This is a genomic window from Streptomyces sp. NBC_01296, assembly GCF_035984415.1.
Taxonomy (GTDB): domain Bacteria; phylum Actinomycetota; class Actinomycetes; order Streptomycetales; family Streptomycetaceae; genus Streptomyces.
The window spans coordinates 324189-347374 of record NZ_CP130720.1; the positions used below are offsets into that span (position 1 = coordinate 324189).

A 23186-nucleotide genomic window follows, 5' to 3' on the forward strand; every position below is an offset into this window, starting at 1 on the left:
TCCTGGCCCGCCCCTCACGGCTCCGGCAGGGCCGTGCGCAACGCGCTGCGCCCGTGGTCCCAGGCCCCGCGCAGGTGCGCCGCGAGGCGGTCCTCCAGCAGAACGGTCGCCGCACAGCCGAAGGCCACGTCGGCCTCCAGGCCGGGCTCGTCGGCGAGGAGGCCGCCGATGACCTCGTGGCGTACGAGCTGCTCGTGCACGGCGTCGGCCTCCACGTGCTCGGCGTAGAAGTGCTCGGCGGCAGGACCCGCAGCGCAGCGCCGCATGGCGTTGGCCATGCGGCGGGAGCCGGGCGACGAGGTGACCTCGACGCACGCGAAGTGCCCGACGAGGGCGCCGCGCAGCGCGCGGTGGAGCCCGAAGAGGGACATCAGGTTCACCGTGGCGAGCAGGGCCGCCGGGGCCTGGTCGAGGTAGCGGCCGTAGGCCGGATCCAGGTCAAGGTCGGTCATGAGGTCCGCGAAGAGACCCGCGTGGATGCGGTCGGCGCGGCCGGCGCCGAACTCGTCGTACTCGATGGCCACCATCGCGGCCTTGGCACGACCGGTGAGCCGGGGGATGACCCAGGCGTGCGGGTCCGCCTCCTTGAGGTGGTAGAGCGAGCGCAGGGCCGCGTACTCGCGCAACTGCCACAGCTGACCGTCGCTTTCCAGGCGGTGGCTGAGGCTGTCGGAGAGGTCCACGGGCTCGACGAGGAGCGGGGCGAAGGCGTCCTCGACCGATCGGGGCCCGTCGGACAGCTCGGTGCGCAGGGCGTGCAGGAAGCGGACTTCCATGTCCTGGCGCAACCGCAGCAGGTCCGGGTCCCATTCCCGTGCGTCCTCCACGCCGTCGAAGCCACGGTAGTGCAGTTCGTACAACAGGTAGAGGGAGAGCTGGAGGTCCTCACCCCACGGGTCGCATTTCAGGACGGACGCCGGGGCGTAGACCGGCGAGCCGCCCGATCGCAGAGCCTGCGTTACGGCATCGGACAGCGCGCCCCGCCCCTCCACCAGGCGGGGGCCGGTCGCCGTCGCCGTCGTGCTCGGGCCGGGAGGGGTCATCACGGGTTCCTGTCCTCGGGCGGCGAAGCGGCTCGCCGGCGGGGGCGGTGGCTGGTGTCGCACCAGGGGTACGTGCGGCTGCGGCGGCAGGTGCACACGGCGACCATGAACCGGTCCGACCGGGCGACGGTCCCGTCGTCGAGGACGATCTCGACCGGCCCCTCGACGAGGACGGGGCCCTGCGGGTCCACGGACACCCGGCGTGCGGGCGGCGCGGTGAAAACCCGGCACGGGGTTCTGTCAGAGGTACTGGGCACGGATGATCACCAGCTCTTCACTCTCCTCGGCCTCGGCCGCCAGGCCCTGGCGCTCCAGCCAGGCACGCCGCGAACGCAGGACCGGGCCCCACGCCACGCAGGCCCTCGCGGTCACCTGGGCTGCCAGCCCGAGGCGCGCCAGCCGCTGCACGGTGGCCTGCGCCCCGCACATGTGCGAGTGCACCATCAGCAGGACGCCCCCCGGGCGCAACAGGGCAGGGGCCGACGAGCAGATCCTGTCGATGACCGTGCGCCCGTCGAGGCCGGCGTCCCAGGCGCGCTCCGGCCCGTGCGACGGCAGCCGGGCCCGCGGGGACGGTACGTAGGGAGGGTTGGCGAGGATCAGGTCGAAGCGGCGGCCGACGGTGCGCGCAGCGAAGTCGCCGTGCAGCACCCGCAGCGGCAGCCGCCGCCGCAGGGCGTTCAAGCGTGCCGTGACCACGGCGAGCCAGGAGACGTCGACCGCGGTGACCCGGGCGCCCCGGCCCGCGGCGTGCAGGGCCAGGGCGCCCGTGCCGGTCCCGATCTCCAGGGCGTCCGTACCGGGCCCGAGGTCTTCACACAAAAGCGCTTCGGCAAGGAACCGGGTGTCCGCCTGCGGACGGTATACGCCCGGAAGGGCCAAGAGCCCGGCGGAAATCCCTCCCGAGGTAATGGTCGTACTGGACACTTGCCGGCCTCCGAAGTCTCATGCGGCCCGCACAGGGGGCCGCGGTCATGGGCGACACAGGGCCCCTGCCCTGCAATCTCCCTGCCATCCGGAATGACCTCGCATTCAGAGGAACAGACGGAGGCCCGGTCGGGTCGGTCTCTGCTCCTCGACATCTGTTCCTCGATCGCCGGGTCAGGAGCCGCACCCCGCTCACCTCGGGCTCACAGGCGCGGCCCCTGCCCGCCCGCGTCGTCGTCAGGCGTCCGCCAGGAGCCCTGGCGCCGCTGCGCCACTGGGTTCTGCTCAGCCGGCCGGGCCGGGGCCCTGCGCCGCGCACTGCGTCGGCTGCCGTACCAGAAGGCGCCGATCAGGAGGCAGACCACGGCCACTCCGGCGAGGATGAGGAAGAGTGGCCCCTGTCCTTCGGCCGCGAGGATTTCGGTGGGAATCATGACGGACGCCTACCCGCGATCGGCAGACTTACGGGGGGCGGCCGTCCCGGACGCACGGCGGCAGGGATCCGGCCGGCGCAGGGTGTGGGCGGGTGCCTCGCCTCGCGGCCGTGGCCCCCGGCAACCCTGCAGTGAAGGTGTCCGTACCAGGCGAGCAGCAGATGAGGCGGGAAGCTGTGTCCACGTCAAGCCACGAAGTGCTCGGGGCACCCTGCTGGGTGAACCTGCTGACCCGGGACCCCGACTCCGCGCAACGCTTCTACGGTGCCGTGCTGGGCTGGACGTTCCACCGGACCCGGCTGGGCGAAGGGCTCTCCGTCGCGTTCCGCGACGGCGCTCCGGTCGCCGGGATCAGGGCGCTCGGCGAGGGCCTGTCGCTGCCCGTGGCCTGGACGGCGTACTTCGCCGTCGCCGACGCCGATGTGACCGTCGCACGCATCCGTGAGCGCGGCGCCACCGTGGCGGTGGGCCCGCTGTCCTTCGGTACCGGCCGTGCCGCCCTGGCCGCGGACCCCGCCGGGGCGGTCTTCGGACTCTGGCAGGGCGACGTCATGCGGGGCTGGAGAGTGGGCCGCGGCACTGCCCCCGCCTGGCTGGAACTCCGCACGCGCGACGCTTTCGCGGCCGCCATCTTCTACGCGGAGGTCCTGGACTGGGCCGGCGAACCCCCGGCGTCCTGCGTGGTGGCCTATGAGCAGGACAGGGTGGTCCTGCGTCACGGCAACGACGTCGTCGCGCAGATCAGCGGCGGTGCGGTGGACGAGAGCCCCGACCCGCAGGTCCGTCCACGCTGGCACGTCCACTTCCGGGTACCCGACCTGGAAGCCGCCGTGGAGGCGGCCACCGGCTGTGGCGGGAAGGCCCTGTCCCCCGTAGAAGCCTCCGACGCCGGCCGATCGGTCGCGCTCAGCGACCCGGAGGGCGCCCTGTTCACCGTTCTCGCCCCGCCGGAATGACCGCGCCGGTCACGGGGGCGGACGCCCACGGCCATGTGGTGAAGATGCCGACGGCGGCGCGGAGGCCGCACGGTCTTGCGCGTCCCGTCGACCCGGCCGACACACCCGAGGGGCCGCCCAGCGACCCGCCGGTATCGGGCCCCTCAACGACGCCAAGGAGAACGTGCCCGACGAGCGCAGGCCCGTCCGCTCCTCCTCGTCGGGGTGGTGGGAGATTGACCAGGCCCTCCAGGCGTGCGTCCCACCCACCTGGGACACGGCTAGCAGCGCCAAGAAGGCGGGCCTTCCCCCGTGATGGTGGGCACGCGGTTATTGGTCACGCGGCGAGCGTGAGTCTAGCGTTGTGTCGGCGCTCGTAGGCGTCGGGGCTGAGCTGGCCGTTGGTGGAGTGCCGACGGCGGGTGTTGTAGCGGGTCAGCCAGACGAAGACCGTTCTCCTGCAGGTGGTGGCGTCGCCGTAATCATGGGCGCCTTGGAGGGTCTCGCGTTTCAGGGAGGCGTGGAAGCTTTCGCAGGCGGCGTTGTCGGCGCTGGTGCCGACCGCGCCCATCGACCGAGTGGCCTTGAGCTGGTCGCAGAGGCCGGCGTAGGCCCTTGATCCGTATTGGGCTCCGTGATCGGAGTGGAACACCGCTCCGGCCAGCGAGCCGCGGGTGCGGGCGGCCATCCGCAGGGCGTCGGCGACCAGGTCGGTGCGCTCTACCTTCTTCCTGGGAGGCCCCAGCCATTCGTAGGGTTGCGGCACCCAGGGGAGGTGGGTGTGGCTCTCGGTGCGCTGCCGGCTTGTGGCTCCACATGCTTGGCCGCCCGGCTCCCCACGACGACTCGGCCGCCGATTAGGAAGTGCGAACAAGTCGCTGAGTAGAGCAATGCCGGCGAAGTCGTCCGTGGTGCGAATTGTACGAACGAGCATGTCAGGAGCGCGATGAGTCGGATGTGGGCGGGGATCGACAGCGGCAAGGGCCACCACCACGGCCTCGCATTGGACGCCAGCGGAAAGACACTGCTGTCGCGGCGGGTCGCCAACGACGAGCCCGAGCTGCTGAAGCTGATCGGGGACGTCCTGGACCTGGCCGATGGCGAGCAGGTGACCTGGGCCATCGACATGACCGGAGGGGAGCCCGCGCTGCTGCTGGCCCTGCTGATCAACCATGCTCAGGAAGTCCTCTACATCCCCGGCCGCTTGGTGAACCGGGCATCCGACGGTTACCGAGGTGAGGGGAAGACCGACGCCCGCGACGCCTACGTCCTCGCCGACCAGGCCAGGATGCGCCGCGACCTGCGACCCATCCGCCCCGGCGACGAAATCGCCATCGAGCTCAAGCTGCTGACCGGCCGCCGCGGTGACCTGGTCGAGGACCGCACCCGCGCGGTGAACCGGCTGCGCGGCAACCTGCTGAGCATGTTCCCGGCCCTGGAGAGGGCTCTGGACATGACCAATACGGGACCGCTCAAGCTCCTCACGGGCTACCAGACCCCGGGCTCGGTCCGCCGCGCCGGCACCGCGCGGCTGACGAAGTGGCTGGCCAAACTTGAGGTCCGTCATGCTCATGTCCAATCCGGAATAATCAGCGCATAACATCCCTTCGGCGTAGCGGGCCGCGATCGTCTCGGGAAGGTTGCCGGAGAGAAGGGTGACCGTCTGCCCACGCCGCAGCCCCTGGGAGCGCAGCGCGCGGGCCATGCCGTAGACGAGGGCGCGCAGTTCACCCGCGCTCACGCGCCGGCTCCCGTGCACCAGGGCCTCACGGCCCGGTTCCTTTTCCAGTGCGTCAAGAATCTCTTCCACGTGGCTGGGGAAGTGTTCGGTGGAGCCGTCCATACCGATCCCCATTGGTTGACTTGAGCAACTAGCGGGAGAGTGACGGCCGATGATCCACACGCTCAAACCGAACGCCGACATCCGGCCAAGACCCGCGGCATCGTCCGCGCCACCCCTGACCGCCTGCCGCCGAGCCCGGTTCGGCAGTGCGAGATGGGGTCCTGAACCTCGGCGCGCATGCCCGCCGCGCCCGTGGAGCAGCCCCGTGGACTGCCACGCCGGTGTCGCGAGGCAGGAGCGCCGGCCGCTTCGGCGCGGGGCTGCGTCGCGGTGTCGTAGCGCCGTCATGGAGGGCGGCGGTCCGTATCGACGCCTCGCACCGGTTGCCGTAGACCGACTGAGCTCCGTTACTGCACTCGGACTCCGGGACCAATGCAACGAAGGTTCATAAACCCCCGCCCAATATTGCCGACATGGGCGAAATCGATACATGCCGCCCATAGCCCTTTGCTACTTCTGAGTCACCCACACGGTCATGTAGCGTCCGGAACCGCTTGATCCGTTTCGACGCGCCCGACCCCAGACGAGGACTCATGATCGCCAGATTCGAAGCCCCGATCGCCGCTGTCCTGAGACGACGATTCAGCGAGGGCGCCGCCCGCGACGCCCATCAGGGACCCGGTCCCCTGCACCATGCCGCCCCACGGTCCACCGGAGGGCAGCTACTGCGAATAACCGGCGGAGGAGCGCTGGCCCCTTGAAATTCCGGATCAATCGTTCGAGCAGCGCTTCCGCACCCCTGCCTCCCGAGGATCCGCCACCCACCCCGGCCGTGCACACCGCCCGGCCCCAGGGCGTCGAAGCACCCTTGTCGGCCCACGAGATAGACCTCATACGCGCCTCCGTCTCCGTGGTAGAGCCACTCGCCGCAGAGATGACGGTCTACTTCTACGCGATCCTCTTCGCCCGCTACCCCGAGGTCCGTCCGATGTTCCCGCCGGGAATGGACGCCCAGCGCGGCCGCCTGCTCCGCTCGCTGCTGCGCATCGTGGACCTGGTCGACGACCCCGAGAGCCTGGTTCGCTTCTGTTGCCACCTCGGGCGCGATCACCGCAAGTTCGGCACGCTCAGCGAACACTTCCCGGCCGTGGGCGAGTGCCTCCTCGCCTCGCTCGCCCGTTACGCCGGTCCCGCGTGGACCGCGGACATCGCCGCTGCCTGGACCAAAGCGTACGGCGCCGTCGCCGGGGTCATGATCAGTGCGGCCGAGGAGGACGAGGCGGTACGGCCCGCCGTGTGGCCCGCCACGGTGGTGCACCGCGTCTCGCGAGGCCATGGCATCGCGGAGATCACCGTACGCCCCCATCTGCCCTACGCGTACGCCGCCGGACAGTACGTGAGCGTCGAGACGCCATGGTGGCCGAAGCAATGGCGCTACTACTCCCCCGCCAACGCACCCCGTGACGACGGCTCCCTCACCTTCCACGTGCGTGCGGTGACCGGCGGCACGGTCAGCAACGCGCTGGTGCACCGGGCTGCGGTGGGCGACGTGGTCCACCTGGGGCACCCGATGGGAGACATGGTGCTGGAGGCCGCCGTCCATACCGACCTCCTCTGCGTGGCCGGCGGCACCGGCCTCGCCCCGATCCGCGCACTCGTCGAAGAGGTCGCCCGCCGCGGCGAGCGCCACCAAGTGGACCTCTTCCTCGGCGCCCGCACCGGCGCCGAGTTGTACGGGGTCGACGACATGCTCCGGATGTCCCAGCGGCACCACTGGCTGACCATCAGGGGCGCGGTCTCCGACGAGTACATCCCCGGAATCCGGGGGTCCCTGCCGGACGTCCTGACCGAGTACGGACCGTGGTACCAGCACGACGTCTATCTCAGCGGCCCGGCCCAGATGGTCATCGCCGCCACCGAAACGCTGACGCACGGCGGCACTCCGCCCGACCGCATCCATCACGATCCGTTCGAGACACCCGTCCTGTCGCTTCCCTGAGTCAAGCGCCTGCTCGTCCTGTCAGGAGAACACCCGTGACCTTGCCCCGACCGCCCTACGGATCAACAGGTGAACACCGGCTGCAGCAGCAACTGGGCACGGCCGAGCGCGCCGCCCGGTTCTACGACCAGCAAGTGCGCCCCCGCCTCACACCCGAGATGCGGGACTTCATAGGCCGCCAGACCATGGTCTTCCTAGCCACCGCAGACGCCCGCGGAGAGTGCGACGCCAGCTTCCGTGCCGGACCGCCGGGATTCGTCCACGTCATCGACGAACACACGCTCGCCTACCCCGAATTCCGCGGGAACGGCGTGCTCGCCAGCGCAGGCAACATGACGGAGAACCCCCACCTCGGCATGCTGTTCGTGGACTTCACCCACCACCGCGTCGGACTTCACGTCAACGGCGTGGCACGCCTCTACACCGACACCGGGCTGCGCTCCTTCCACCCCGGCCTGCCCACCGACCTCGCGCCTGGGCGCAGTCCTGAGTTGTGGGTTCATCTGAGCGTCGAAGAGGCTTACATCCACTGCTCCAAGTACATACCCCACCTCGCGGCGGCGCCCCGGCCCACCAGCCATGACACCGCGCGTCCCAAAGACTCGAACTATTTCACCGGACTCGGTACGCCGCGAGGGAACGCGTGCCTATCGACCACGGACCACCAAGGGACCGCTTCCAGGACATCGCCCGGCGCAGCACCTCAACCGGGAGGCAGCGGTCGCGTCTGACGGCCGCCCGCGGCCGGCTCAGGTCAGTCCCACTGCTGATCCGCAAGGGAGCTGACCGGCTGCGGCTTGCCGATGACCGCCAGAGCGATGAAGAAGCTGATCTGACCGATCGCAATGGTGAGGGTGGCCAGCGCCTTCTCGTCGTAGTGCTTCGCCACCTCGGCGTACAGCTCGTCGGAGACGCGCTCCTTGCCGTGCGGGGCGGGCTGGAGGGTGGCCTCCACCAGGGCGAGCGCGGCGCGCTCGGAGTCGGTGAAGTACGGGGCATCCTGCCAGGAGGAGACGGCGGTGATGCGCTCCTCCGATTCCCCGGCCTTGCGCAGGAAGCCGGTGTTCAAGACGGTCAGGTAGGTGTTGCCGACGATCTGCCCGGCACGCAGGTGGACCAGGCTCATCGTGGTGCGCGGTACCGAACGGTTGCCCGTGGCCCGGAACAGGGCGGCGCTGATGTCCTTCAGCTCGGGCACGAACTCGCCCGGGTCGGACATCCGGGAGATCGAGGGGTTCGTCATGGCTGCTCTCCTTCACATCGGCCAGGTTGGCGTCTTCACAGCACTGACGGACGGGCTCACGCAGATGTGACAGGAATCGGGAAAGATTTCTTCCTGCGCAAGGTCCGAGGTGCGAGGTGCGAGGTCATCAGCGCACCCCATTCACCCACTGCCAGCGTCTTGCACCCATCACCGTCGATGGGCCTGGCTCGCAGGGGAGACGCACTGGTGAACCGCTGCCAGTTCATTGGGGATCACCGGCGCCGGTTCGGCGTGAAGCGGCTCTGCGACATCCTTGGGACTGCCCGCTCGAGCTTCTGCGGCGCCGCTCCCCGGCCGCGCGGACGGCCGCCGAGGCCGGACTCGTTGCCCGGATACGCAAGGTCCAACGGGAATCCTGCCGTTCGCCCGACGGGACCTACTGCGCCCCCAGGATCACGGCCGAGCTCCGAAACGAGGGCGAACGGATCAACCACAAGCGCGTCGCGAGGATCATGCGGACCATCGGACTCGGGGGGCGTCCGTATGCGTCGGCGGCATCACCTACCTGCCCGTCGGCGGCGGGCACCATCTGGCCGCGACTCTGCCGGGACAGCAGGACTCTCACATTCAAGCTCGCGGGCGGGTGAGGCTGTACTGGTAGCCAACGCCTCCGTGCGTGATGCCGCCGGTCAGCTCTGTGACTCGGGTCGTGGCCCCGCTGCATCCCGCCGTGGCGAGCGTCGGACCCCATGGGGACTCGAACCGGATCATGCCCCAGAGGAACTGGTCCTGCTCCAGGGTCGGGGCGGAGATCACGGCGGAATCGGAGATGGCCGGGTGAGAGAAACCCGCGCGGACAAGGCCGCTGGGGATCATCCCGTCGAAGACCTGCGGAGCGAGTGTCATGCGGATGGCCGAGGCACTTCCGGCCACGGTCAACGTGCCGGCGGAAGCCGCGTCTGCAGTGCCCTCGGCCGTGGCAAGGTAATCCGCAAGCAAGCCACCGCAGGCGCCGGCGACGAGACCGTGCCAACCGTCGTGGTGGCAGGGCGGCCTCACGTCAACCCCGATCCCGAATGGCTGCGCGGACACATGACCTCATCCACATGATCCGCCGCAGCACCCCCATCTGCATGCGAACCGTGATCACGTACCTGCGGGCCGAGCGGGGTCAGGTCGAGTGCGCACCGAGCGCCGCGGAGGAGCGGGAGGCCCTCGCCGCGCGTCGGCGGCCTCTGCCCGAGCCTCCCGCATGGCTGATCGAGTGCGGCATCGGCGGGGGGCCGACTGCCGGTCCGCGTCCACGCCGGGGCCTGCCGGGATGCACGAATGCGCTGCCCACCTATCAGCAGCGAAGAGGCGCGCCGAACCCTGGCCCAGGGAGTACCCGGCTGCCCGCCCTGCCGGCCCGATGCCGCCCCCGGCGTGCTCGAGTGACCACGGCGGGGCAGGGTGGAGGGATGAGCCCCGCCGTACGCGTGATCGTCTACCCGCCGGACGCCCAGGGCGGGCGCCGCGTCCGCTGCGACGGAGAGATCCTCGGCCGCGCCCTGGGCCCCGACGACCTGCTCGAGTTCCTGCGGCGGGTCGGCCTGGACCCCGACGACGTCCACCTGGACGATGCGCTGCTGATCGAGTGGCGCGGCGGCGGGCCGGCCGTCTGGATCCCGGACCTCGGCGCGGAATGAGCGCGGCAGTGCCGGCCGCCACCCGGCGAGGGTGTCGTCCGGCGCTGCCGTGCTGGTCAGCGGCGTCTGCCTCGAGGATCTAGGCCTCGGCTGCCGAACGCAGGCTCATCACGTAGATCTGGGTGTCGTCCTCGAACAGCGTCACCTGCTCCGCGCCACCGTCGAGAAGGTCCTTCCACACCTCACCGATCCACGCCTCGGCATCCCCCTGCGTAGTGAACTCCTCCGGCTCAACCGCCGGCGCCGTCTCCGTACCGTCGACCTTCTCGAACCGCCACGTCCAGACCACGTTTCCTCCTCCAGCCAAGATCCACCGATGCAGCCGAGTTCTTTCCTGCCAGGCGGAGCGCCAACCCTGCTCAGCAGAGGAACGGCACCACGCCGGAAAACCGCCTCTTCACCCTTCGAGACCGGCGAGGAGTAAACATTCCGGGGTTCGGGCCGGCATGCACAGCCGACGCAGCCGACGCTACGGCCGTCCCGACACACCGGACAGCCTTCTATCAAGATCACCTCTTGGCGTCAAGCCACGTATGCGAGTGGCGTGACGCACGCTCCCCCACAGGGTTTATTTGAAGTACGCCCTCACCGGGGAACCACCGCAGAACAGCAAGCCGAAGAATTTCCCCGGCCTATTCTGCGCGGCGGCTTACAAACCTTATTGATTCCGAATGGAGAATTCCCATGTTCGAGCGTTTCCCGACCCGTCGTATCGTTCTGGCCGGAGCTTCCCTTGCACTGGTCGGCGGCGGCATCGCCCTCCCTGCGACCGCCATGGCCGCACCCACCGCCGCCCCGCAGCAGGCCGTCAACCTCCTCCAGGACGACAGCGCCGACGGCATCGGCACCGGCGGCGACGCCAACGCGGAGAACACCACCGTCGGCGGAACCGCCACCGGCGGCAACGCCAGCAGCGGCGTCGGCAACTGCGAAGGCGGATGCGACGTCCAGACCGGCAACGCCGCCGGCGGCAACGCCAGCGCCGACGCGATCAACACCGGAGACGCCACCGCCGTAGGCGGCGACGGCACCGGCACCGGCGGCCAGGTCAACAAGCAGACCATCAAGGACCAGCTCAAGGACGAACTCAAGGCCAAGCTCGGCAAGTGAGACCCTACAACTCCACAGCCCCCCGGCAAACATTGCCCGGGGAGCCGCACAACACAGCACACACGGACGCCGGAGGGGCCCACAACCTCTCCGGCGTCCGCATGCCCTGCCGCGGCTCCCCCACCCGCCACGGGGCTCAGGGCCGATGGCTTCGACGCTCGCCGCGCACAGCCTCGAAGGACACGGGTCCGTCCACCTGCTCACACCGCGGCGCCGGCCTTCGACGCTGACGGGGAGCAGCCGCGTCGACGACCCTCGCGACTATGCGCCCGTGGCGCCCCGGGCCGCCGCCGGATCGAGGGAGTCGATGTCCTCCATGAAGCTCAGCATCCGGGCGTTGAGCAGGTCAGGGTGGTCGATCTGCGGTCCGTGTCCGGTCGCGGCGACGATCTCGGCGCGGGCCCCGGGGATCAGGCGCGGTACGCGTTCCAGCTGCCGCTTCGGGTGCAGGAGCAGGCTCCGCTTGCCCATGACCAGGTAGAACGGCGTCCGGATCGCGCCCAGTTCCGCCTCCGAAAGGGGCAGCGGCCAGGGAACGGCCATCACCGGCTGCTCCAGCCACGCGGCGAGCCGCGGGCGCCACGCCTTGGGGGCGAAAGTGGCGAAGAGGCTGGCGAAGTTCCAGACGAAGCCCTTCTGGCCGGCGGTGGACCTGGTTGATGACCAGCCAGCCGCCATAGGAAGAGCCGACGAGGAAGCGCGTGGACCACGAGGAACAGCGCACCCGGGTCGCCGCGGCCCTCATCCAGGTCGCCGGACGGCGCGGACTGCACGCCGTCGGCATGCGCGACAGAGCCGCAGAGCTCCATCCTGTCCTGACCGACGAAGGGCTCCCGCCCAGCCGTTCATCGATAACCCCGACGCCGCCGAAAACGCCCTGACCTCATTGATCCAGCAGGCACAGGAGGCCGGCCTGGCCGACTCGGAAGCCGGCGCTCGCACCGGCGCGATCAGCCTGCTCGCCATGACAGCGACCATGGGCACCAGCATCCTCGTCGGCCAGCGCAGGCCGGAATCGGCCATCGCGGTACTCCACCACCACCTCGACCGGATCTTCAACAACGGCCACACCCTGCCGCCTGTACAACCCTGACGCCACCACGGAGTCCACCCAACGAACAGCCCCAGCGCGGACCGGCACGCCGGGGCCCGGCACGGACTCCGCAGCTAGTGTCCTGCGCCGGAGATCCGTCGTTAGTTTATGTATGACTGCTTCTGCGGATGTGCCGGTGCCACGTCGTGGTCCGAAGTTGGAACCGTTGTTGTTGTCTTCCGATGAGCGTGTGGTGTTGGAGCGTTGGGTCCGCAGGGCGTCATCTGCGCAGGCGGTGGCCTTGCGGGCCCGCATCGTGTTGGCGTGTGCCGGTGCTGATGTGCCGCCGATTGTCGTGGTGGCACGGGAGTTGCATATCGCGGCCGACACGGTCCGCAAGTGGCGTCGCCGGTTCCTGGCGGCCCGGCTGGACGGGCTGGTCGACGAGCCCCGGCCTGGCCGGCCACCCACCATCAGCGTTGATCAGGTGGAGGCGGTAGTGGTCGGCACGCTGGAGGAGATCCCGAAGAACGCCACTCACTGGTCGCGTTCATCGATGGCCGCCCGCAGTGGCCTGTCGAAGTCGACAGTGGGCCGGATCTGGCGGAAGTTCCAGCTAAAGCCCCATTTGAGCGACACGTTCAAGCTGTCGACGGACCCGCTGTTCGTGGAGAAGCTCTACGACGTGGTGGGGCTGTATTTCAACCCGCCCGAAGGAGCGGTGGTGCTGTCGGTGGACGAGAAGTCCCAGATCCAGGCTCTTGACCGCTCTCAGCCAGTGCTGCCGATGATGCCCGGCATGCCCGAGCGCCGCACTCACGACTATGTTCGCAACGGGCTGACCACCTTGTTCGCGGCCTTCGACGTCGCGACCGGTGAAGTCATCACCTCACTGCACCGTCGCCACCGGGCCGCGGAGTTCAAGAAGTTCCTCATCAAGATTGACAAAGAGGTCCCCGAACACCTTCAGGTCCACCTGATCTGCGACAACTACGGCACCCACAAAACCCCGGCCATCAAGACGTGGCTGGCCAAACACCCACGGTTCCACCTGCACTTCACACCCACCGGCTCCTCCTGGATCAACCAGGTTGAGCGATGGTTCGGCTTCCTCGCGGACCAGAAGATCCGCCGTGGCGCCCACAAGAGTGTGCGCTCCCTGGAAGCCGACATCCGAGCCTGGGTCAAGCAGTGGAACGAAAACCCGACCCCGTTCACCTGGACCAAGACAGCCGAAGAGATCCTCGACTCACTCGCCCGCTTCTGCCAACGGATCTCCGGCGCAGGACACTAGTGTTCTGCGCCTGAAATCTCAGGGCTAAGTCTGTAGCCTGTTGTCATGTCGCCAGGTCCTCGTGCCGTCGAAGTCCGCCTGTCCAATGAGGAGCACGCCGAGTTGTCCCGCTGGGCGAGTGGGGCGGTGGCGCCGCGGTTCGCAGAGCGGGCGCGCATTGTGCTGGCGTGCGCAGGCGGGGTGCCGAACGCGCAGGTGGCGGTCAAGGTCGGTGTGACCGCAGCGACGGTGAGGAAGTGGCGCGGGAAGTTCGCCGCCGAGGGGATGGCCGGACTCGAGGATGCCGCCCGAATCGGCAGGCCGAAGGCCGATCTGGTTCTGAGTGAGGCTGAACGGAACCAGTTGGTCCGGTGGGCCCGGCGTGCGAAGACCGCCCAGTTTCTGGCTCTGCGGGCGAGGATCGTCCTGCGTTGTGCGGAGGGCGGGACGAACAGGCAGGCCGCGGTCGAGCTCTGTGTCGATGCCTCGACCGTCGACCGCTGGCGCAGTCGTTTCATCGCCCATCGCCTTGAAGGCCTGGTCGATGAGCCCCGTCCGGGCCGGCCGCCCTCGATTCTCCTTGACCAGGTCGAAGACGTGATCGTGGCGACGCTGGAGTCCACGCCGGGGAAGGATACTCACTGGTCGCGGGCCTCGATGGCAGCTCGGACGGGGCTGTCGAAGTCGACGGTCGGCCGGATCTGGAAGCGGTTCGATCTCAAGCCGCATCTGCAGGATTCCTTCAAGCTGTCCACCGACCCGCAGTTCGTCGACAAGGTCGTCGACGTCGTCGGCTTGTATCACAACCCGCCGGAACGGGCAGTGGTGTTATGCGTGGATGAGAAGAGCCAGATCCAGGCTCTGGACCGTTCACAGCCGGTGCTGCCGATGATGCCGGGCATGCCCGAACGACGCACCCACGACTACCTGCGGCACGGCATCACCAGCCTCTTCGCCGCCTTCAACATCGCCGACGGCACCGTCATCAGCGAACTCCACCGCCGCCATCGCGCGATCGAGTTCAAGAAGTTCCTGGTCACCATAGACAAAGCCGTGCCCCACGAGCTCGACGTGCACCTGGTCTGCGACAACTACGCCACCCACAACACTTCTGAGATCAAGACGTGGCTGGCCAGGCACCCCCGCTTCCATGTCCACTTCACGCCCACAGGCTCCTCCTGGATCAACCAGGTCGAGCGGTGGTTCGGTCTGCTGACCGACAAGCTCATCCGCCGCGGCGTCCACACCTCGGTGAAAGCACTGGAAGACGACATCCGGGCCTGGATCGAGACCTGGAACGAGGACCCGAAACCCTTTACCTGGACGAAGACCGCCGACGAGATTCTCAAGTCCCTCGCCGACTACCTCACCAAGATCACCCCATCCGACCCGAGCAACCAGGCGCAGACTTAGCCCTGAGATTTCGGGCGCAGAACACTAGTGCCCTGACCGCATAGGTTCGCCGGGTTGAGCCTTGCGGGATGATCGCGTCATGAGTGAGATCGTGTTGATGTCGGACCCGAAGGTCGCCGCCATACCCGTTGCGGAGTGCGGTGAACGTCTTGTGGACGTTCGCGCCGCCGGTTCGCTGCTGGTCGATGCACGCAAGCAAGACCCGGCAGATGCCTTCGCCTACCTGCGGGAAGGCGTGCTGGAGCGGCTGCTCAGGGCCCAGGCGGGGCTTCCCCAGGACTTGCGGCTGCTGTTCGTCGAGGGATATCGGCCCCCTTCTCTTCAGCGGGAGTACTTCGAGGAGTACACGAGCCAGCTGCGGGCTATCCACCCGGAATGGTCCGCCCGGCAGATCTATTCGGCAGCGAGCCGGTATGTGTCACCGCCCGACATCGCTCCGCACAGCGCCGGCGCGGCCGTCGACCTCACCCTGGCTGATGCCGGTGGGCGCGAACTGGACCTGGGCACACGGATGAACGCGGACCCGGAGGAGAGCAAGGGCGCCTGCTACACCCATGCAGCCAACATCAGCGAGGAGGCCCGTGCCAACCGGAGGTTGCTGGGTTCCGCGCTGGCGGTGGCGGGGCTGGTGAACTACCCCACGGAATGGTGGCACTGGTCCTTCGGCGACCGCTACTGGGCTCTGGTCACGGGGAAGTCCGCCGCTTGCTACGGCCCGAAGGAGATCACCCCGCTCGGATAACCGGCCTGGCCTTGCCTGTCCGACCGGTCACGCGGCGAGTCGTCCGCCCCAACGGATGCCTTTCTCGCTGCGGATTCGGGCGCGTTCGCGGCGTTGGGCGGCCAAAACGTCGGGGTGGCGGGCGTTCTTGTTGCGCCAGCGGAGGTAGGCGTGCAGGGCCCGGGTCTGGACGGTGTGGTTGGGGTGGTTCGAGTTGGCCAGGGTGAACTGCCGTAGCGGTCCGAAGTGCGCTTCGATGGGGTTGGCCCAGGAGGCGTAGGTCGGGGTGAAGCACAGCTCGACCTTGTTTCGGGCCGCCCACCTGCGGATTCTCCAGTTGAGGTGGGCGGAGAGGTTGTCCAGGATCACGTAGATCGGGGCGCCGTCCGGGCGGGCCGCCCGGATCGTTCTCAGGGCGGCCCAGGTGTGGTCGATGCCTTTGCGGCGCCGGTTTACGCCCCACATCTGGTCGTCGCCGACGGAGTAGCAGCCGTGGAAGTAGGTGATTCCGTGGGTGCGACGGTAGGTGGCCGGCAGGCGGTCGGGCCTGGTCCGTTCTGCCCAGCAGGAGCCGGCGGTGGGGCGGATGCCCAGCGGGCCGAACTCGTCGAATGCGAAGGTGCGGTCCGGCCGTTCGTTGATCGCGTACTCGATCCGGGCCAGCTTGGCGTCGAATTCCGTGTCCGGGGACTCCTTCCAGGTCTTGGTGCGCTGGAAGGAGATCCCGCGGCGGGCGAGTAGGCACCGCAGGGCCTCTCGGCCGATGAGGACGGGGCGGGCACGGTTGCGCCGCAGGTGATCGGCAAGCTTTCGGATCGACCAGCGGGTGAAGGGCTTGCCCAGCACGGTCGGGCGAGTGGTGGCCGTCTGGACGACGAAGTCCTCGTCGTCACGATCGAGAAGGCGGGGACGGCCTCCCGCCCAGCGAGGGTTCAGGCATGCGAGCCCGATCTCGTTGAACGTGTGGATCACGTCGCGGACGGTGTCCTCGTCCGCCTGGACCAGGCGGGCTATGACGGGGACCGTGCTCCCGCCGGCCGAAGCCAGGAGCATCATCGCCCGCCGGAACCGCACCGAACTCGTGCTGCCCCGCCGGACGATGTGCTGGAGTTTCTGGCCCTCCTGCTCAGTCAGCCCGCGAACCCGGACCGGTTTCGCCATCCCGCCTCCCCACGCTGCTTGGAGAAGTCATTTCCAACCAGCACAACGAGCAACCCGGCGCACCTTCCCGGTCACAGCACTAGTGTTCTGCGCCCGAAATCTCAGGGCTAAGTCTGCGCCTGGTTGCTCGGGTCGGATGGGGTGATCTTGGTGAGGTAGTCGGCGAGGGACTTGAGAATCTCGTCGGCGGTCTTCGTCCAGGTAAAGGGTTTCGGGTCCTCGTTCCAGGTCTCGATCCAGGCCCGGATGTCGTCTTCCAGTGCTTTCACCGAGGTGTGGACGCCGCGGCGGATGAGCTTGTCGGTCAGCAGACCGAACCACCGCTCGACCTGGTTGATCCAGGAGGAGCCTGTGGGCGTGAAGTGGACATGGAAGCGGGGGTGCCTGGCCAGCCACGTCTTGATCTCAGAAGTGTTGTGGGTGGCGTAGTTGTCGCAGACCAGGTGCACGTCGAGCTCGTGGGGCACGGCTTTGTCTATGGTGACCAGGAACTTCTTGAACTCGATCGCGCGATGGCGGCGGTGGAGTTCGCTGATGACGGTGCCGTCGGCGATGTTGAAGGCGGCGAAGAGGCTGGTGATGCCGTGCCGCAGGTAGTCGTGGGTGCGTCGTTCGGGCATGCCCGGCATCATCGGCAGCACCGGCTGTGAACGGTCCAGAGCCTGGATCTGGCTCTTCTCATCCACGCATAACACCACTGCCCGTTCCGGCGGGTTGTGATACAAGCCGACGACGTCGACGACCTTGTCGACGAACTGCGGGTCGGTGGACAGCTTGAAGGAATCCTGCAGATGCGGCTTGAGATCGAACCGCTTCCAGATCCGGCCGACCGTCGACTTCGACAGCCCCGTCCGAGCTGCCATCGAGGCCCGCGACCAGTGAGTATCCTTCCCCGGCGTGGACTCCAGCGTCGCCACGATCACGTCTTCGACCTGGTCAAGGAGAATCGAGGGCGGCCGGCCCGGACGGGGCTCATCGACCAGGCCTTCAAGGCGATGGGCGATGAAACGACTGCGCCAGCGGTCGACGGTCGAGGCATCGACACAGAGCTCGACCGCGGCCTGCCTGTTCGTCCCGCCCTCCGCACAACGCAGGACGATCCTCGCCCGCAGAGCCAGAAACTGGGCGGTCTTCGCACGCCGGGCCCACCGGACCAACTGGTTCCGTTCAGCCTCACTCAGAACCAGATCGGCCTTCGGCCTGCCGATTCGGGCGGCATCCTCGAGTCCGGCCATCCCCTCGGCGGCGAACTTCCCGCGCCACTTCCTCACCGTCGCTGCGGTCACACCGACCTTGACCGCCACCTGCGCGTTCGGCACCCCGCCTGCGCACGCCAGCACAATGCGCGCCCGCTCTGCGAACCGCGGCGCCACCGCCCCACTCGCCCAGCGGGACAACTCGGCGTGCTCCTCATTGGACAGGCGGACTTCGACGGCACGAGGACCTGGCGACATGACAACAGGCTACAGACTTAGCCCTGAGATTTCAGGCGCAGAACACTAGCGCCGTCATCGGTTCCACCGGCGGCCGCACACCCGGGACGGTAAGGAGAACGGCCCTGACTCACATTCGGTGGTGCCGGAGAGTGCTGGTTCGTCGGCCGGGTCGTCGAGGAACTGCCGGACCGCCTCCTGCCGCCGGTCAACCATTCATCGGTGTGCCGCAGACCTGTCCTCGCCGCCCCCTCGGGCGTTCGTACACGTCAGGCGTCAGGCAGGCGTACGCATTCGATCCGGTAGTCGCCGTTCTCCGGATCGATCGTGACCCCGTGGGCCTCGCTGTGGAAGCCGGGGAAGGCGCGGTCGAAACCCTCCAGCGCGCCCAGGTAGCGCAGCAGCGGGCCGTCGGGGGCGCCGACGGACTCCCCGGGCATCAGTACCGGGATGCCCGGGGGTGTCACGGTCACCATCGCGGCCGCCACCCGGCCCGCGGCATCGGCCAGCCGCAGGCGTTCGGTACCGCCCCGGATCAGCTGCTGGTAACAGCGCCGGGGTGGTGCGACGGGCTCCGGAAGCTGCTGGAAGGCCGTGTCGAGCGCTGTGATCAGATCGGCGCGGGTGAGGTGCTCGTGCATCTCCTGGCACAGCCGGCCCAAGGTGGTGCCGGCGTACCGGCGCGGGAACTGCTCGACGAGACCGGGCAGGACCCGGTCCAGCGGCTCGTCCGCGTCGTACAAGGCCTTGAAGTCCATGAGGGCGTCCATCAGGGTGCCCCATTTGCCCTTGGTGATGCCCATGGAGAAGAGGACGAGGGTGCTGTAGCTGTCGGTCTTCTCCACGACGATGCCGCGGTTCGCCAGGTACGCGGTGAGGATCCGAGCGGGGATGCCCCGGGGCGAGGTCTCACCGGTGGCCGTCACACCGGGACAGGTCAGGGTCACCTTGACCGGGTCCAGCATGCAGTAGCCCTCGCCGAGGCCGGCGAACCCGTGCCAGTCGGCGCCGGGTTCGAGGTGCCAGCAGCCGGCCTCGCGGCTCAGCAGCGCCGGCGGGGCGTCGGCGAACGGGATGTGCTCGCCGGTGGCCGGGTCGGTGACCGTCTCGGGCTGCCACACACCGAAGAACCAGTCGGGCCGGTCGCCCGCGGCGGCGATCCGGCGGCCGGTGCGCACGACGGCCTGGCGGAAGCGGATCGCCTCGGTGATCGCCTCGTCGATCAGCCACTGGCCTTGCGCGCCGTCCATCATGGCGGTGGCCACGTCCAGGGAGGCGATCGCCGGATAGAGCGCCGAGGTGGTGCCGTGCATCATGAACGCCTCGTTGAACCGCTCGTGTTCGACGGGAGCCCGGGGCGCCGACTTGACGTGGACCATGGCGCACTGCGAGAGCGCGGCCAGCAGTTTGTGGGTGGACTGCGTGGCGAAGACGGTGGGCCGCTCGGGCCCCTCGAAGGTGTCGGGGCCCACGGCCATTCCGTAGCGCCCGGCGTAGAGGGGGTGGAAGCGGGCGTAGGCGAACCATGCCTCGTCGAAGTGCAGGCGGGGGGTGCTGGGGGCGAAGGCCCGGGCCGTCGCGACGGTGTCGTAGCACAGGCCGTCGTACGTGGAGTTGGTGAGCACCGCGTACTGGGCTTCGGACGACACCGCGCCCGCCGTAAGGGGGTTGGCCGCGATCCGGGCGGCGACCGCCGCCGCATCGGTCTCGGCCGGGGGCAGCGGGCCGGCCAGACCGTAGCCGTTGCGCGTGGGTACGAGGTACACGGGGCGGGCACCGGAGATCACCAGGCCGTGCAGCACGGACTTGTGGCAGTTGCGGTCCACCAGCGCGATCTCGTCGGAGGTCACGCTGTAGTGCCCCACCATGCGGTCGGCGGTGGAGTCACCGTGCAGGACGAAGTACGTACGGTCGGCGCCGAAGACGCGGGCGGCGTTGCGCTCCGCCTCACCGATCGGGCCGCTGTGCTCGAAGAGGGATCCCAGCTCGCCGACGGAAATCGACAGGTCGCTGCGGAAGAGGCGCTCGCCGTAGTAGTCGAAGAAGGCGCGCCCCGCCGGGGACTTCAGGAACGCGACGCCGCCCGCGTGCGCGGGGGTGTGCCAGGAGTACTCGTGGGCGTCGTCGAAACGGCGCAGCGCCTTGAAGAACGGCGGCAGCACGTCCGTGTGGTACGCACGGGCGGCGGTGACGACGCGGCCGGCGATGAAGGAGGGCGTGTCCTCCAGGGGCCAGATGTAGCCGACGACCGCCTCGGAGACCCACAGCGGCAGGCGTTCGAGGTCTTGGTCGTACTCGTCGGCCATGAGGAGGAAGACGGGCAGGCCCTTGAAACGGGCCGCGATGTCACGCAGGACGTCGGCGCCCCCGCCCTCCTCGGTGGCCCCGCGCCGACCGCGCGGAAGGTCCCATGCGACGACGGCGGCAGCGAGTCCCGCCTCCGTGTAGAGGGCGGCCCGGGCGTCACCGGCACTGGCGGCCCACCGCGTCTCCAGCCCCTTGTTCTCGATCGCCTTGCCGATCCTGCGCAGTTGCTCGGAACTCGCGCCGCCGCCCAAGGGGTCCTCCCGCAGGGCCAGCAGGACCGTGCCGTTCGCCATGACGTCCGCCTTCGTGTGAGGGGTGGGGGTGGCGTCGTGGTGCCGCCGTGCCGACGGGCCGCCAACCTGCGGCACAGTCTTCCGGCGGCCGTGGACGAACGGCGATCTTCGACAGCTGCTTCACTCGCAGGAGGCACAGTGGGGGCACGAAATTGTGGAAGCAGCACGAATTCCCCCTTCATGGTGTTGGGCGGCGGTACCATTCCCGGCCTCCAGGTGCCCGTGCGGGTGGCGGGCAACGTGCGAGCGGCACGCGCCGTGGTCTGCCTCCTACGGCCCTGACCATCGCCGGCTGCCATCGCGGAGGTGGCCGTGGGGCCGGCTGGGCGCCGCACCGGAACGGGTACAGGCACGGGCTGGAACCGGAACCGATACCGGGAACGGCAAGCGGCCGCCCCTCATATATCCCTGGGGGGCGGCTGCTGCCTCAACGAGTCACCGCGCCTGCGTCAGGCGCTCATGATGGGTCTGCCTATAGGACGTCTCCCGTCTGCGGGAATGGAGATAAAAGGTTCCGCGTCAGAGCCGCCTTCCGTCCGTCATTCGATCCGGATGTTTCAGGTACTCCTCGATCTGGTGCGCCTTCCGCCCTCAGCGAGAGCTGTTCCCGAAAGGCCGAGGGCCAGGACCACGGCGGCGGGTACATCGGCAAGAACGAAAAGGTGACCGGTACGCTTGACTATCGAATTCGATCCTGTTCCGTGGATCCCCAGGAAGAATTGCGGATCGTGCGGGATTGAAACGAGCTCCTGGCGAGGGGCTCGCTCCTTCTTCGGTACCTTGCTCCGGGTTGGCGTTTCGGCAATTGCTTTCAGGCGGGTGCCGCGGACGACAGCCGTCCGCCGGTCATCCAGATACGCGACATCGCATCGGCCAGGGCGGGGAATCGGGCGGCCTCGCAGATCATTTCCGAGAGCACGAGCATTCCGTGTGCGGTGCACTTCGGGTCGCGGTTCCGGTGCAGCCAAATCACCGCGTCACCCAGGGGCCGACGCCCCAGTAAGATCCCCAAACGCCGCACGGCGGCGGCCGTCTCCAGGTCGGAGCGGCATCCGCCGAACGGCAGGACTTCGGTTCGACGGATCCCTGGTGGCGCAATGGAGTCCCGAACGTGGCGGACACACGCTTCCGGCGGGACTTGTCCATTCTCGAATGTGTTGCGGAATCCGACGATGCGCATGCCCGCGTCGTGCAGGCGGAGCTCAATGTAGAGGTCGATGGACAGACCTCGCATCTGAACATGCAGGGGCAGGTACGCCATTTCCCCCGGCAGTCGCGAGGCGCCGCCGAAAAATCCCTGAGCATCCTCGACTCTCGACCGAATGGTCGATGTCAGGAGCCGATACTCGTCCACTGATGCGTGCGCCGGAGAAAACGACACAGTTTTCAGCATGGCCGCCCGCATCAGGGGAGCCCGCCGGAAATCGGCCTTCCCTGCAGTAATCTGACCTCGATCGGTTCGATCCTGCTGCATTCATGCATGCGCATCCACCGCCTTCGACATCATCCCCAGATCAGGGTTCGGATCGGTTCGTTCCTTTGTAGTCGTTCTGGTGGCGGCCGGGCAAATAGTTGGCCTCTGATGCTAAGAAATAGGCACGTGGTCCCGGTGGCAGGACCTGCCCCGGACACGCAGCCGCCTGATGTCTGCACCGGGGACCCGGGGCCGCTTCCGGGGTGGCAGGTGAGCCGCCAGTCAGTCACAGGGCAGGAACAGCAGGGCGGTGCCGAGTGTCGGAGACCACGGCCAGCGCCTTCCTGTCGGGTACATGCCGCACCCGGGCGACACGACCGCAGTGCCCGGTGCGGCACATCGCTGCTACGTGTTGGCATTGGCGACGGATTCCACCGCCTCCTTCGCGGCCGTAGTTGCACCCTTCACCATCGTTGCGGAGGCGGGCGGGACCGCGCCCACGAAACCAGTGCCGCTGTAGTCGAGCCGGGCGCGAGCCTCGGCAGCCTGGCCATCGCACGCGGACGGGCGGACGGGCAGACGGGCAGACGGGCGGACAGGCGGACGGGCGGACCAGGGCATCCTCCACCTCGACGCCGCGGTGGCAGCCGGCTTCAACGACTGCATGGCGCTCCACATCGCCCCCATACGTCCGCTGCACCGCGATCCCCCGCTTCCGAGCCCTGTATCAGCGGATGCGCATCACCTCGTCCGGCCTCTCGCGGCCCGGGCCTTCGTAGAACGCCCCGGCGCCGACACCGCGCTCATCCCCTGCCCACCGCTGGGCTCGATCTCCTACCCGGGCTGAGGAGAGCCGGACCGGCGGATACCGGTGGCCCCGTTCAGAGCTCCACACCGAACCCACCGGGGCGTAGGAGCGCGTCGCAGTACGGTGTAGAGGCAACGATGGGCGTGCTGCCCCCGCTCCTCCAGCGAAAGCGATCGGTTCTGGAGCGGATCAGCACAGCCGGCGCGC

At 68.6% G+C, this 23186-nt stretch carries 20 protein-coding genes and 6 pseudogenes; 13 read left to right on the forward strand and 13 right to left on the reverse strand.

All coding sequences use genetic code 11. From position 1 onward, the window contains the following. Nucleotides 1-14: 14 nt before the first annotated feature. From OG299_RS01570 to OG299_RS01585, 4 genes are all read right to left on the reverse strand, one after another. The gene (locus OG299_RS01570) at nt 15-1043 is read right to left on the reverse strand and encodes an iron-containing redox enzyme family protein (RefSeq protein WP_266637626.1); all 1029 of its coding nucleotides are present in this window, start codon (nt 1041-1043) and stop codon (nt 15-17) included. Continuing rightward, the gene (locus OG299_RS01575) at nt 1043-1300 is read right to left on the reverse strand and encodes a CDGSH iron-sulfur domain-containing protein (protein ID WP_327360134.1); all 258 of its coding nucleotides are present in this window, start codon (nt 1298-1300) and stop codon (nt 1043-1045) included. The genes OG299_RS01570 and OG299_RS01575 overlap by 1 nt, the downstream gene beginning before the upstream one ends. Continuing rightward, the gene (locus OG299_RS01580; RefSeq protein WP_266637663.1) at nt 1284-1940 is read right to left on the reverse strand and encodes a HemK2/MTQ2 family protein methyltransferase; all 657 of its coding nucleotides are present in this window, start codon (nt 1938-1940) and stop codon (nt 1284-1286) included. The genes OG299_RS01575 and OG299_RS01580 overlap by 17 nt, the downstream gene beginning before the upstream one ends. A gap of 233 nt (nt 1941-2173) precedes the next feature. Further along, nucleotides 2174-2404 (reverse strand): DUF6479 family protein, encoded by a 231-nt coding sequence (locus OG299_RS01585; protein WP_266637628.1) that lies wholly within the window; start codon nt 2402-2404, stop codon nt 2174-2176. Between the two features lie 227 nt (nt 2405-2631). On the opposite strand from OG299_RS01585, the gene OG299_RS01590 reads away from it, so the two are divergent. Beyond that, nucleotides 2632-3360, forward strand: coding sequence for a VOC family protein (locus OG299_RS01590; RefSeq protein ID WP_327364432.1), 729 nt, complete (start codon nt 2632-2634; stop codon nt 3358-3360). A 316-nt stretch (nt 3361-3676) separates the two neighbouring features. Here OG299_RS01590 and OG299_RS01595 read toward each other — a convergent pair. After that, nucleotides 3677-4057, reverse strand: a pseudogene (locus OG299_RS01595) (transposase); the annotation flags it as partial. Nucleotides 4058-4285: 228 nt separating this feature from the next. On the opposite strand from OG299_RS01595, the pseudogene OG299_RS01600 reads away from it, so the two are divergent. Further along, nucleotides 4286-4909: pseudogene (locus tag OG299_RS01600) on the forward strand (IS110 family transposase); the annotation flags it as partial. 51 nt (nt 4910-4960) lie between these two features. Here OG299_RS01600 and OG299_RS42595 read toward each other — a convergent pair. Further along, nucleotides 4961-5623, reverse strand: a pseudogene (locus OG299_RS42595) (hypothetical protein); the annotation flags it as partial. A 256-nt stretch (nt 5624-5879) separates the two neighbouring features. On the opposite strand from OG299_RS42595, the gene OG299_RS01605 reads away from it, so the two are divergent. Continuing rightward, entirely contained in the window at nt 5880-7121 is a 1242-nt protein-coding gene (locus OG299_RS01605) for a globin domain-containing protein (protein WP_327360135.1), read from the forward strand. A gap of 35 nt (nt 7122-7156) precedes the next feature. Continuing rightward, nucleotides 7157-7852, forward strand: coding sequence for a pyridoxamine 5'-phosphate oxidase family protein (locus OG299_RS01610; protein ID WP_266637633.1), 696 nt, complete (start codon nt 7157-7159; stop codon nt 7850-7852). Nucleotides 7853-7875: 23 nt separating this feature from the next. On the opposite strand, the gene OG299_RS01615 is transcribed toward OG299_RS01610, so the two are convergent. Next, the gene (locus OG299_RS01615) at nt 7876-8364 is read right to left on the reverse strand and encodes a carboxymuconolactone decarboxylase family protein (protein ID WP_266637635.1); all 489 of its coding nucleotides are present in this window, start codon (nt 8362-8364) and stop codon (nt 7876-7878) included. 116 nt (nt 8365-8480) lie between these two features. On the opposite strand from OG299_RS01615, the gene OG299_RS42600 reads away from it, so the two are divergent. The 4 genes and pseudogenes from OG299_RS42600 (at nt 8481) to OG299_RS01630 (ending at nt 10013) form a co-directional block, all read left to right on the forward strand. Beyond that, nucleotides 8481-8972 (forward strand): IS3 family transposase, encoded by a 492-nt coding sequence (locus OG299_RS42600; RefSeq protein ID WP_442817471.1) that lies wholly within the window; start codon nt 8481-8483, stop codon nt 8970-8972. A 358-nt stretch (nt 8973-9330) separates the two neighbouring features. Next, nucleotides 9331-9435 (forward strand): annotated as a pseudogene (locus OG299_RS42605) (glutaredoxin domain-containing protein); the annotation flags it as partial. Nucleotides 9436-9654: 219 nt separating this feature from the next. Continuing rightward, the gene (locus tag OG299_RS01625) at nt 9655-9762 is read left to right on the forward strand and encodes a DUF6233 domain-containing protein (RefSeq protein ID WP_327360136.1); all 108 of its coding nucleotides are present in this window, start codon (nt 9655-9657) and stop codon (nt 9760-9762) included. A 23-nt stretch (nt 9763-9785) separates the two neighbouring features. After that, the gene (locus OG299_RS01630; protein WP_266637643.1) at nt 9786-10013 is read left to right on the forward strand and encodes a hypothetical protein; all 228 of its coding nucleotides are present in this window, start codon (nt 9786-9788) and stop codon (nt 10011-10013) included. A gap of 79 nt (nt 10014-10092) precedes the next feature. Here the strand turns inward: OG299_RS01630 and OG299_RS01635 are convergent, their stop codons facing one another. Continuing rightward, nucleotides 10093-10302 (reverse strand): hypothetical protein, encoded by a 210-nt coding sequence (locus OG299_RS01635; RefSeq protein WP_266637645.1) that lies wholly within the window; start codon nt 10300-10302, stop codon nt 10093-10095. Nucleotides 10303-10697: 395 nt separating this feature from the next. Between OG299_RS01635 and OG299_RS01640 the strand changes: the two genes are divergently transcribed. Then, complete coding sequence (locus OG299_RS01640; RefSeq protein ID WP_327360137.1) at nt 10698-11123, forward strand: hypothetical protein; 426 nt, start codon at nt 10698-10700, stop codon at nt 11121-11123. Between the two features lie 261 nt (nt 11124-11384). On the opposite strand, the pseudogene OG299_RS01645 reads toward OG299_RS01640, so the two are convergent. Then, nucleotides 11385-11889, reverse strand: a pseudogene (locus OG299_RS01645) (alpha/beta fold hydrolase); the annotation flags it as partial. On the opposite strand from OG299_RS01645, the pseudogene OG299_RS01650 reads away from it, so the two are divergent. From OG299_RS01650 to OG299_RS01665, 4 genes and pseudogenes are all read left to right on the forward strand, one after another. Continuing rightward, nucleotides 11825-12216, forward strand: a pseudogene (locus OG299_RS01650) (hypothetical protein). The pseudogenes OG299_RS01645 and OG299_RS01650 sit on opposite strands and share 65 nt — an antisense overlap. Nucleotides 12217-12328: 112 nt before the next feature. Beyond that, nucleotides 12329-13450, forward strand: a complete 1122-nt coding sequence (locus OG299_RS01655) for an IS630 family transposase (protein WP_327280728.1) — start codon at nt 12329-12331, stop codon at nt 13448-13450. Nucleotides 13451-13495: 45 nt separating this feature from the next. Then, nucleotides 13496-14842: an IS630 family transposase gene (locus OG299_RS01660; RefSeq protein ID WP_327360012.1), complete on the forward strand. Its 1347-nt coding sequence runs from the start codon at nt 13496-13498 to the stop codon at nt 14840-14842. A gap of 79 nt (nt 14843-14921) precedes the next feature. Beyond that, nucleotides 14922-15584: a M15 family metallopeptidase gene (locus tag OG299_RS01665; RefSeq protein WP_008735774.1), complete on the forward strand. Its 663-nt coding sequence runs from the start codon at nt 14922-14924 to the stop codon at nt 15582-15584. A gap of 27 nt (nt 15585-15611) precedes the next feature. Here the strand turns inward: OG299_RS01665 and OG299_RS01670 are convergent, their stop codons facing one another. The 4 genes from OG299_RS01670 to OG299_RS01685 all read right to left on the reverse strand — a co-directional run bounded on the left by OG299_RS01670 (nt 15612) and on the right by OG299_RS01685 (nt 22231). Next, nucleotides 15612-16724 (reverse strand): IS630 family transposase, encoded by a 1113-nt coding sequence (locus tag OG299_RS01670; protein WP_327360138.1) that lies wholly within the window; start codon nt 16722-16724, stop codon nt 15612-15614. Nucleotides 16725-16831: 107 nt separating this feature from the next. Continuing rightward, entirely contained in the window at nt 16832-18178 is a 1347-nt protein-coding gene (locus OG299_RS01675) for an IS630 family transposase (protein WP_327360012.1), read from the reverse strand. 248 nt (nt 18179-18426) lie between these two features. After that, the gene (locus OG299_RS01680) at nt 18427-20757 is read right to left on the reverse strand and encodes an Orn/Lys/Arg family decarboxylase (protein ID WP_327360139.1); all 2331 of its coding nucleotides are present in this window, start codon (nt 20755-20757) and stop codon (nt 18427-18429) included. 811 nt (nt 20758-21568) lie between these two features. Beyond that, nucleotides 21569-22231 (reverse strand): ribosome-inactivating family protein, encoded by a 663-nt coding sequence (locus OG299_RS01685; protein ID WP_266637649.1) that lies wholly within the window; start codon nt 22229-22231, stop codon nt 21569-21571. Between the last annotated feature and the right edge of the window lie 955 nt (nt 22232-23186).

Bases quoted from the DNA above. Each gene is read 5' to 3' on its own strand.
- OG299_RS01570 (WP_266637626.1), bottom strand. From the start codon at position 1,043: ATGACCCCTCCCGGCCCGAGCACGACGGCGACGGCGACCGGCCCCCGC.
- OG299_RS01585 (WP_266637628.1), bottom strand. From the start codon at position 2,404: ATGATTCCCACCGAAATCCTCGCGGCCGAAGGACAGGGGCCACTCTTC.
- OG299_RS01615 (WP_266637635.1), bottom strand. From the start codon at position 8,364: ATGACGAACCCCTCGATCTCCCGGATGTCCGACCCGGGCGAGTTCGTG.
- OG299_RS01625 (WP_327360136.1), top strand. From the start codon at position 9,655: ATGCGCTGCCCACCTATCAGCAGCGAAGAGGCGCGCCGAACCCTGGCC.
- OG299_RS01630 (WP_266637643.1), top strand. From the start codon at position 9,786: ATGAGCCCCGCCGTACGCGTGATCGTCTACCCGCCGGACGCCCAGGGC.
- OG299_RS01640 (WP_327360137.1), top strand. From the start codon at position 10,698: ATGTTCGAGCGTTTCCCGACCCGTCGTATCGTTCTGGCCGGAGCTTCC.
- OG299_RS01655 (WP_327280728.1), top strand. From the start codon at position 12,329: ATGACTGCTTCTGCGGATGTGCCGGTGCCACGTCGTGGTCCGAAGTTG.
- OG299_RS01660 (WP_327360012.1), top strand. From the start codon at position 13,496: ATGTCGCCAGGTCCTCGTGCCGTCGAAGTCCGCCTGTCCAATGAGGAG.
- OG299_RS01665 (WP_008735774.1), top strand. From the start codon at position 14,922: ATGAGTGAGATCGTGTTGATGTCGGACCCGAAGGTCGCCGCCATACCC.
- OG299_RS01670 (WP_327360138.1), bottom strand. From the start codon at position 16,724: ATGGCGAAACCGGTCCGGGTTCGCGGGCTGACTGAGCAGGAGGGCCAG.
- OG299_RS01675 (WP_327360012.1), bottom strand. From the start codon at position 18,178: ATGTCGCCAGGTCCTCGTGCCGTCGAAGTCCGCCTGTCCAATGAGGAG.
- OG299_RS01680 (WP_327360139.1), bottom strand. From the start codon at position 20,757: ATGGCGAACGGCACGGTCCTGCTGGCCCTGCGGGAGGACCCCTTGGGC.
- OG299_RS01685 (WP_266637649.1), bottom strand. From the start codon at position 22,231: ATGCAGCAGGATCGAACCGATCGAGGTCAGATTACTGCAGGGAAGGCC.